The 7,360-nt window shown below is 49.5% G+C and carries 8 protein-coding genes and 2 tRNA genes; 2 read left to right on the plus strand and 8 right to left on the minus strand.

Features of this window, described 5'->3' with window-relative positions; all coding sequences use genetic code 11:
- Positions 1-531: 531 nt before the first annotated feature.
- The 4 genes from AABB92_RS23205 to AABB92_RS23220 form a co-directional block, all read right to left on the minus strand.
- Positions 532-954, minus strand: coding sequence for a helix-turn-helix domain-containing protein (locus tag AABB92_RS23205; protein WP_031378259.1), 423 nt, complete (start codon positions 952-954; stop codon positions 532-534).
- Positions 955-964: 10 nt separating this feature from the next.
- A complete protein-coding gene (locus AABB92_RS23210) occupies positions 965-1,144 on the minus strand; it encodes a Rop family plasmid primer RNA-binding protein (protein ID WP_031378258.1) in 180 nt (59 codons plus the stop codon).
- A gap of 103 nt (positions 1,145-1,247) precedes the next feature.
- Complete coding sequence (locus AABB92_RS23215) at positions 1,248-1,487, minus strand: hypothetical protein (RefSeq protein WP_046289656.1); 240 nt, start codon at positions 1,485-1,487, stop codon at positions 1,248-1,250.
- Between the two features lie 887 nt (positions 1,488-2,374).
- Positions 2,375-2,554, minus strand: coding sequence for a con-10 family general stress protein (locus AABB92_RS23220; protein WP_031378260.1), 180 nt, complete (start codon positions 2,552-2,554; stop codon positions 2,375-2,377).
- An 812-nt stretch (positions 2,555-3,366) separates the two neighbouring features.
- On the opposite strand from AABB92_RS23220, the gene AABB92_RS23225 reads away from it, so the two are divergent.
- Positions 3,367-3,438, plus strand: a tRNA-OTHER gene (locus tag AABB92_RS23225).
- A gap of 84 nt (positions 3,439-3,522) precedes the next feature.
- Here the strand turns inward: AABB92_RS23225 and AABB92_RS23230 are convergent.
- Together AABB92_RS23230 and AABB92_RS23235 are read right to left on the minus strand one after the other, a co-directional pair.
- Positions 3,523-3,825, minus strand: coding sequence for a BrnA antitoxin family protein (locus AABB92_RS23230; protein ID WP_039391595.1), 303 nt, complete (start codon positions 3,823-3,825; stop codon positions 3,523-3,525).
- Complete coding sequence (locus tag AABB92_RS23235; RefSeq protein WP_031378256.1) at positions 3,806-4,105, minus strand: BrnT family toxin; 300 nt, start codon at positions 4,103-4,105, stop codon at positions 3,806-3,808. The genes AABB92_RS23230 and AABB92_RS23235 overlap by 20 nt, the downstream gene beginning before the upstream one ends.
- Positions 4,106-4,711: 606 nt before the next feature.
- On the opposite strand from AABB92_RS23235, the gene AABB92_RS23240 reads away from it, so the two are divergent.
- A tRNA-OTHER gene (locus tag AABB92_RS23240) sits at positions 4,712-4,786 on the plus strand.
- Between the two features lie 221 nt (positions 4,787-5,007).
- Here the strand turns inward: AABB92_RS23240 and AABB92_RS23245 are convergent.
- Together AABB92_RS23245 and AABB92_RS23250 are read right to left on the minus strand one after the other, a co-directional pair.
- The gene (locus tag AABB92_RS23245; protein ID WP_039391596.1) at positions 5,008-5,193 is read right to left on the minus strand and encodes a con-10 family general stress protein; all 186 of its coding nucleotides are present in this window, start codon (positions 5,191-5,193) and stop codon (positions 5,008-5,010) included.
- Between the two features lie 1,475 nt (positions 5,194-6,668).
- Complete coding sequence (locus AABB92_RS23250; RefSeq protein WP_046289657.1) at positions 6,669-6,923, minus strand: DUF2442 domain-containing protein; 255 nt, start codon at positions 6,921-6,923, stop codon at positions 6,669-6,671.
- Positions 6,924-7,360: the final 437 nt, after the last annotated feature.

Consider the following 7,360-nt stretch of genomic DNA (forward strand, 5'->3'; position numbering starts at 1 on the left):
CCTGTAGCGGGTCTGTCGCGAAAAACTCGTTCTATCCCGTGATCACCATTACGTCTTCCGGAAAGCACCTGTTTGCAGAGGTAAACGCGCCTCCGGACTGAACGGCGTCACTTTGGTTCGAGTGAAACGAGAAAAAAGTGACGCGTGAAAAAACCACGCTGCAGCCCCTGCGGCACAACGCCTGACGGCGATTTCCACAATCTGACGTGCACGTATTACGTGTTTTCATACGCCCTGAACGGGCCTTAACCCAGCGCTGCAGACATAACTGCAGACATGTCCAGAAAGAAAGGAAAATAATCAGCTCGGTATCGATGGCGACACCTGGAAGCGGGTGTGTGGAGGGAGTCTGACGCAAGTCAGCCCGGCGTAAGCCGCGAACAGGTCAGCGACCTGGGGAAACCTCGCAAGAACTCAACAATCTGTCATCCCGATGCACAGATACCAGCTGAGACGCAGGAAGCGCAAAAGTAACCGCGTCGTCGGGACCGGAACATCAAATAAGAGTCAGCTAACAGGTTTTACGATCTGTTATTTCCAGAACTGCCACCACTTAGCCGGAGGCGGTAAGGGCTGCTGCATGTCCTGTTTATGCTCAAGAAGCAGCATTGCTTGGCGAAGGGAAATGATATGTTCATCCCGGGAGGCTACAGCCTCTTTTAAACCCTCATTTTCCTTCTGTAACAACTCAATTGTATGCTGTAAATTCTGTAAATCAGGACTGTTAACCTGCGTAATTCCATGTTCTGGCCTTACTGTAAAATCTGTTGCTGCAGGAAGGTTCTCAATAGTGCCAAATACCCTGATAAGCTCAGAGGTATCAATGTTCTTTACAGTCTTTCCCGCCTTTACAACGGACGTAAAATTAAGTTGTCCGCTGTTCATCAGCTTGTAAATGGTAGGGCGACTAATGCCGGCAAGCCTGGCTGCTTCGCTGATTGACACTTTTGCCATGCAGATTTCGCTATTCCTGAGTTAACGTTGCCAGAAGACTGCTGTGAAGACGTTCAGCATCCTCATGAAGCTTTTCGCACATATCCGCTTCACCGTCACAATCCAGCTCGTTGAGCTTTTCAAGCAGGAGCAAACTCTGGTCCTGGATGAATTTTGCCATATTCAACGCGTTTTTTTGCTGTTTCGTCATCAGACGTTCCGGTGCGTACGTACCATATGCTGAGAACAGGTGAAATGACGCTTCCTCGGTTCCCCTGGCTGGGCCAGGCGAACGCTGCGGCGAGCGTTGCTGACTAACGACGAAAAGGCTTAGGCTTGCTCCAGGTAAATTCAGCGGCCTGCCGTTCTTCTGCCCGTGCCTGTTTAGCGGCCTCAGCTTCACGCTGTCCCAGAAGCTGCTCACGGGCAACGCTCAGCACCTCTTTTTTTTCCGGACCGGACAGCTTTTTGCCTTTTGCCCGTTCCGCTGCAAAAACAGCGTCATCAAGAAACTGCTTTTCACCCTTAGATACAACATGCAGACGACCAGCCATAAACCCTCCAGGTCAAAGTCAACAGTGCCCCCCTTTCCCCCCGAGCCTGGTCCCCGGCCCCCCGGTTTTCCATAGGCTCCGCCCTCCTGACGAGTTTCACAGAAATCACCGATTTCCGGTACTCAAATCAGAAGGACGAAACCCGACAGGACTTAAAGATGCCGGACGTTTCCCTCCGGCGGCTCCCTCGTGCGCTCTCCTGTTCCCACCGTACAGTCTACCCGTGTCTTTCCGCTGTTATGGCCGCGTCTTCTCATTCCACGCCTGACACTGGGTTCTGCTTAGGTGGTTCGCTCCAAGCTGGGCTGTGTGCACGAACTCCCCGTTCAGCCCGACTACCACGTCATGTTCAGGTAACTGTTCTCTTGCGTCCAACCCTGAACAGACACGACGAATCGCCATTGGCGGTAGCCACTGGTAAGAGAGATGTGCGAGAGATGTAACGAGAATTCTTGAAGTGAAGCACTGACTACGGCTACACTGGAAGGACAGTATTTGGTGACACGTCTCGCACAAGACCGTTACCACGGTTCAGAAGTTCCCCAACTTACTGAACCCTCGAAAAAACCACCTCCCCAGGTGGTTTTTTCGTTTCCGAAGAGAGACTACCCTTCCGAAAGAAGGATCTCAAGAGAATCTCTGTCTTATCCCACGCATCTTTCCTGCGACATACCAAGTGTCAGCCTTGCCATTACAACAGGAAACATGCCTTTAAACTGTCAGTTTATTGGTATGCTGAATATAAAATAATAAAGTATTTTAGGAGGTTAAGTCGATGAAAAGTAGGGGAAGGTATAAGTTATTCTGTAAGGATTATCAGAGGATTATATATTGAGCCCCAACAAGGCTTTAGTTGGGGCTGGCGATTAAAAAGAAATTACATCTTTTTATTCGGACTTACGCCCGCCGCCGTGACTGTGCTCGCCACCTTTTTTACCAGCTTCGGAGGCCTTTTCACGATCGTTGGCAAAATTTCCGCCGCTGTTTTGACCGCCTTTTTTACCAGCCTCAGAGGCTTTCTCAGGATTCTCTGCAAAATTACCTGAACCACCACGATGTTCGGTCATAATATCCTCCTGGACATATTGTCATATATTTAATGGCAACCGGAATAACTTTTATTACACCGGCCGTTTTCGGGTTGCATCAGTTAGTGTAGCCGGTATTTTCAAGTGCGGAATTTTTTTCGAAACGTTAGCTCAGATATAAATTTCTCGCCGATATATTTCGTTTTAAAACTGTAAGATTAATTTACAGTTTACAATAATCCTTTGTAATGTTTATCAATTCAGCCAAGGTAGATGTACTTTAAAAAGCGCTAAAAAGGCCCTCTGTGCACGATTTACAACCATTTCTAATTTTTACTCAATCACATTATTAAATTTTATTTAAATATCAAAAAGGATATATACCCTTATTTTTCAAAACATTAAACATAGTAACTCTTCAAATCGCATGGATTACTGCCAATAATGACGCGAATAATCCGCGATAGCGCTTAGATGTCATGCGGGAACCATAAAATAATTTCATGAAAAAGAAAGAGAGAGCCGGAAAGTGGATTATTTACATAATACATTCAATACTTAAGTAGCTCCAAAATTTGAATTATTGAAAAAAATCCTTTACTTACAGTCTTCTATCCTAAAAAAACAGTAATGGAGAGATTAATGTGTAATTTAGCTTTTCGTTGCCTGAAATGTGGGTGTAGGAAATTCATATATGCTACCGGGAGTGCAAGGCTGTATACCCCACATGGCGCGGTCTGTAGCCGGTGCGGCACCCGCCTCACGGTTGCTTCCTGTTTGTTACCGGGAAATCCGTTTTTTCACAAACCTGAACCTTGATTCAGCTGGATATATTATTTTATCGGGCTTATACGGGCGTGGTATAAAAGGTATTACATCAGCTGTTATGGCTGAGGATGTGGGTTCAATTCCTACTGCCCGTCTCTACTTTTTTATAAAGAATTTACCATAACATCTCTGTTGTGCATGGCAGTAAAAAGCCCGCCATGGCGGGCTTTTCTTCCTTATTACTTATGATGCAGATCACGCATCATGGCTTCCCGCAGAATTGCGTTCAGTCTCGTCTGATAGCCTTTTCCTGGCTCCTTGAGCCAGGCCATCACATCAGCATCAATTCTGACCGAAGCCTGCGTTTTTACCGGACGATAAAAATGCCCCTGTGAGGCGTTTTTCCAGAAACGCTCATCCAGCGGCGGAATGTCGCAGTACTCAATATCGTTATCCGGTTTTTCGTTCAGGACTTTCAGCTCTGATTCCCGTTTTTCAGTCAGTTCGGGCAGCTTGCTTCGTTTATACCTGACCATGCTCATAACGCCTCCTCTCACTACGCTCAGCCCGGCGCGCACTGATAATACGAATGACCTCAGAGCCATCTTCAAAGCGCGTTGTGTGGGCAACCAGGACGACCAGACAGCCTCTCACCATTCCTATCGTCTGCCAGCGGTATTCTCCATTCTCAAAACGGTCCTGAGCGGACAGATGAAGCGGATCATCAAAAACCAGAGCCGCTTCTTCGAACCGGATCCCGTGCTTCCGGAAATTCGTTTCCGCTTTGACAGAGTCCCACTCAAATTCGAGTTCCGTCTTCATGCTAAATCGCCTTTTTTATTTACGTATTAGTATATACAAAAAAGTATTTTTTAATACATAAGCGGGTCTCACTGGCGCGAGCCCCTCCAGAAAGCGGTATCTACGAGGGCTCCAGTGGAAAAGGGACAGCTCCGGTGGGGGCGGCATCTTTGTGCCGGACTTTGCCAGCCTGGCGGATTTAACATGAAAGTTCTTTTGCGCATGGCTACAAAAGCCGACTCAGGACCGTGCCGGTTCATAAAAAGCCCCGAAAAACACAACTGCGGGATCTCAATCTTAGAACTGGACTATACACATCACAGAACTCATGCCGTTGCGACATTAAAGATTGCATAACCGAAGTAATCACGGTAACTGTGGATTATTATCACGCCTAAAGCGGAACGGTAAGATTAATATGTGCCATTTGTGTTTTCACTGCCCGAAATGCGGGAGCCAGACATTCCGATACACCACTGGGAGCGAAAAGCCGCATACGCCTCACGGTGCCGTTTGCAGCCGGTGCGGCACCCGACTCACGAGCACTTCCTGCGTGTCGCCCAAAGGACAGCCTTCTGGCAAACCATTCTTCTGGCTTTACTGATCCTACAGTTGCAGTAGGTTTACACGAGCGTGGTATAAAAGGTATTACATCAGCTGTTACGGCTGAGGATGCGGGTTCAATCCCTGCTGCCCGTTCCATCTTTGTTCCTCAGCATACCAGCACCTTTTTTTGAGCGATTAACAGGGTGCGGATTAAGGGAAGCCCTGCCAGTCTGTCCTGTAATGCGCTGTCGAAGCCGGTCATAAAATATTAACTGCCCCCTCTGCCTGTATATTGTATTTACTATAACGTTTCTGTTGCGCATGGCAGTCAAAAGCCCGCCATGGCGGGCTTTTGACTGCCTTTTTAAAAATACAGCTCAGGAAGCAGAACTATTCGGGCGCCCTTTCCGGCTGACCAGGCCGCCTTTGCGCCCAGCCTCACTGGCACGTTCAGGGCTGTTTTTGAAGTTCCCGCCGCTCAGACGACCGCCTTTTCTGCCTGCTTCAGCGGCCCGTTCCGGGTTCTCCGCAAAGTTTCCTGCCCCACCACGATGTGCTGCCATAAACCCTCCAGGGAAAAAATGTGTGTCATCAGTCCATTAAGCGTAGCGTTTTTATCACTAAATTCAGGTTTATACAGAAATAATCAATACAGGCGAAGCCGCTGACAGCAAAGAATATCCCCACCCCGGCGACCGGTGAGTTACCAGCGAAGACGCAAAAAAATACCGCCATGGTGGCGGGAAACCGAGAATTTTCAGGTAATTATTTTTTATGATCCGGCTGATCCCTCTGCCGTACGTCACGTGTAGAAAAAACGCAGGCCTGGCAAACAGCATCGCAAAAAAAGCCCCCCGTAAGGATGCTAATAGAAAAGGTCTCGTTTTGTCAGAATTCCCCTGGTGCAGGGCAAAACAGTTATCGGGCAATTTTCAGAATGCCTTAGTACACGGGAAATGTTTTTTAATTCACGTTTGTCGCGCTGTACACGTCAGAAAATAGGGAAATCGCGGCTTCTTACCGTGCCCTGAGAGGTCGAAAAAGTAAAAAACCCCGCCATCTAGAGCGGGGTGAACCAGGGATAAGATTCAGAATTTCTCACTGTAACCGGGACCAGCAGGCACCGGCTCTCTCTGAGTCTGGAGAAAAATGCTCTGCCGCACAAGCAAACCGGTAAATACAGGCTGACCAGTTCCGCCTTGCCACAAAAAAATCCCGCCGTGACGGCGGGAACACGAGGGTTTCAGGTTTTTTATAATTCTTGTGGCCCGGCTAAGCACCGGAGCACCAGCCTGGCGAAAAAACCAAAGGCGGGCAAGCGTCAGCGTTAAAGCTGCGCCACTTTTCCGACTGATCCCGCCCGGCGGCCGGATTTAACATAACAGTGCTTGGGCGCACCCCCTGAGAGGCCCTCAGCGCCATTTTGCGCGATTTAGGCTGAAACCAAGCCCTTTGCCTGCCCGAAATTGCGAAAATCAGCCCTGATAATTTTCAGACGACTGCATGGCTATGCAAGAAAGTGAGTGGCGGAGAGTTTCGGGTGGATGTTGGCACTAAGCAGGGATTTTGAACAAAAAAACGGGCATCGAGGGACAGAATGCCCGGCAAAAATTTGCTCAAACCAATCAGCCGGCACCGATCAGAGAGCCGGCCAATAAGTATGACAGTGAAAACAGGCAATGAACCGCGCCCCCGCTGCTGACTGCGGGATTTTAGGGCTTTGGCCAGTACAGGCAGACCCAGCCGGGATCAGAGGATCTGGTAACGGTGAACGGGTGTACAGTTTACTGTGCGGCCGTGAGGCGTTGGCCAAGCCGCCAGGCGCGGCAGAAAACAGATGGTGCCATTCGCTACCACTTTGCGAATCCTGCCCTCTGTCTGAATGGCAGAAAAATTTCGTACGTACGAAATTCAGGGTATCGGGCCGCGCCTGATGAAAAGCTCTGGCGTGCCGGCGGTACTCCGGAGACACATCTTGTCCCGCTGTTTTGTAGCCGGCACAGCGTGGCGGTGCTACAAAACATATCCTGTCCCCTGGTTAAGCCTTTTTGACTGAACGCGCCCGGACCGGCTGCAGCTTCTGCGTACTCAGAAAACCTTCAAGTCCCAAATCCTCGTTCAGTTCGTCCCAGTGAATGCCGTACGGGCTCAGCTCGAACTTTTCCAGCTGTTCCGTGCTCGCATTCTCCAGAACAGGAAAGTATGCCAGTGGTACACCCAGGGTGCGGCCGTCACTCAGCTGCAGCCACATATTGTAGGGATCAAATTTTGCGGACTTGATTGAAACGCTCATTACGACCTCCGGTTGACCGTCACGAATTTACGTTGATAGTATGTCCGGGTAGGCCTGTCGTCCATGACGACCACCAATGATCTCACAGCCTGAGAGGATCGCCTTCGGGTGGCTGTACAGAACACTCCCGCAGCCTGAAAGGGAGAACGCAAAGCGTGGTACATCTGCCCGCCCCTGGAAGCAGATATCGTCACAAACAGCGCACCTACGACGCGACGATGAGGGTACATTTCACAACGCAGTGACCGGCACCGACCGTCCTGCCATCCGCTGTCGGCCTTTACTAGCCGGCAACCACAACGCCGATAAACCTGTAGCGGGTCTGTCGCGAAAAACTCGTTCTATCCCGTGATCACCATTACGTCTTCCGGAAAGCACCTGTTTGCAGAGGTAAACGCGCCTCCGGACTGAACGGCGTCACTTTGGTTCGAGTGAAA

Origin of the sequence: Pantoea brenneri, assembly GCF_038594305.1 — a bacterium.
In the GTDB taxonomy this organism is placed as follows: domain Bacteria; phylum Pseudomonadota; class Gammaproteobacteria; order Enterobacterales; family Enterobacteriaceae; genus Pantoea; species Pantoea brenneri.

Coding starts and splice junctions, on each gene's coding strand:
- AABB92_RS23205 (WP_031378259.1), bottom strand. CDS start 954: ATGGCAAAAGTGTCAATCAGCGAAGCAGCCAGGCTTGCCGGCATTAGT.
- AABB92_RS23210 (WP_031378258.1), bottom strand. CDS start 1,144: ATGACGAAACAGCAAAAAAACGCGTTGAATATGGCAAAATTCATCCAG.
- AABB92_RS23215 (WP_046289656.1), bottom strand. CDS start 1,487: ATGGCTGGTCGTCTGCATGTTGTATCTAAGGGTGAAAAGCAGTTTCTT.
- AABB92_RS23220 (WP_031378260.1), bottom strand. CDS start 2,554: ATGACCGAACATCGTGGTGGTTCAGGTAATTTTGCAGAGAATCCTGAG.
- AABB92_RS23230 (WP_039391595.1), bottom strand. CDS start 3,825: ATGAGCATGGTCAGGTATAAACGAAGCAAGCTGCCCGAACTGACTGAA.
- AABB92_RS23235 (WP_031378256.1), bottom strand. CDS start 4,105: ATGAAGACGGAACTCGAATTTGAGTGGGACTCTGTCAAAGCGGAAACG.
- AABB92_RS23245 (WP_039391596.1), bottom strand. CDS start 5,193: ATGGCAGCACATCGTGGTGGGGCAGGAAACTTTGCGGAGAACCCGGAA.
- AABB92_RS23250 (WP_046289657.1), bottom strand. CDS start 6,923: ATGAGCGTTTCAATCAAGTCCGCAAAATTTGATCCCTACAATATGTGG.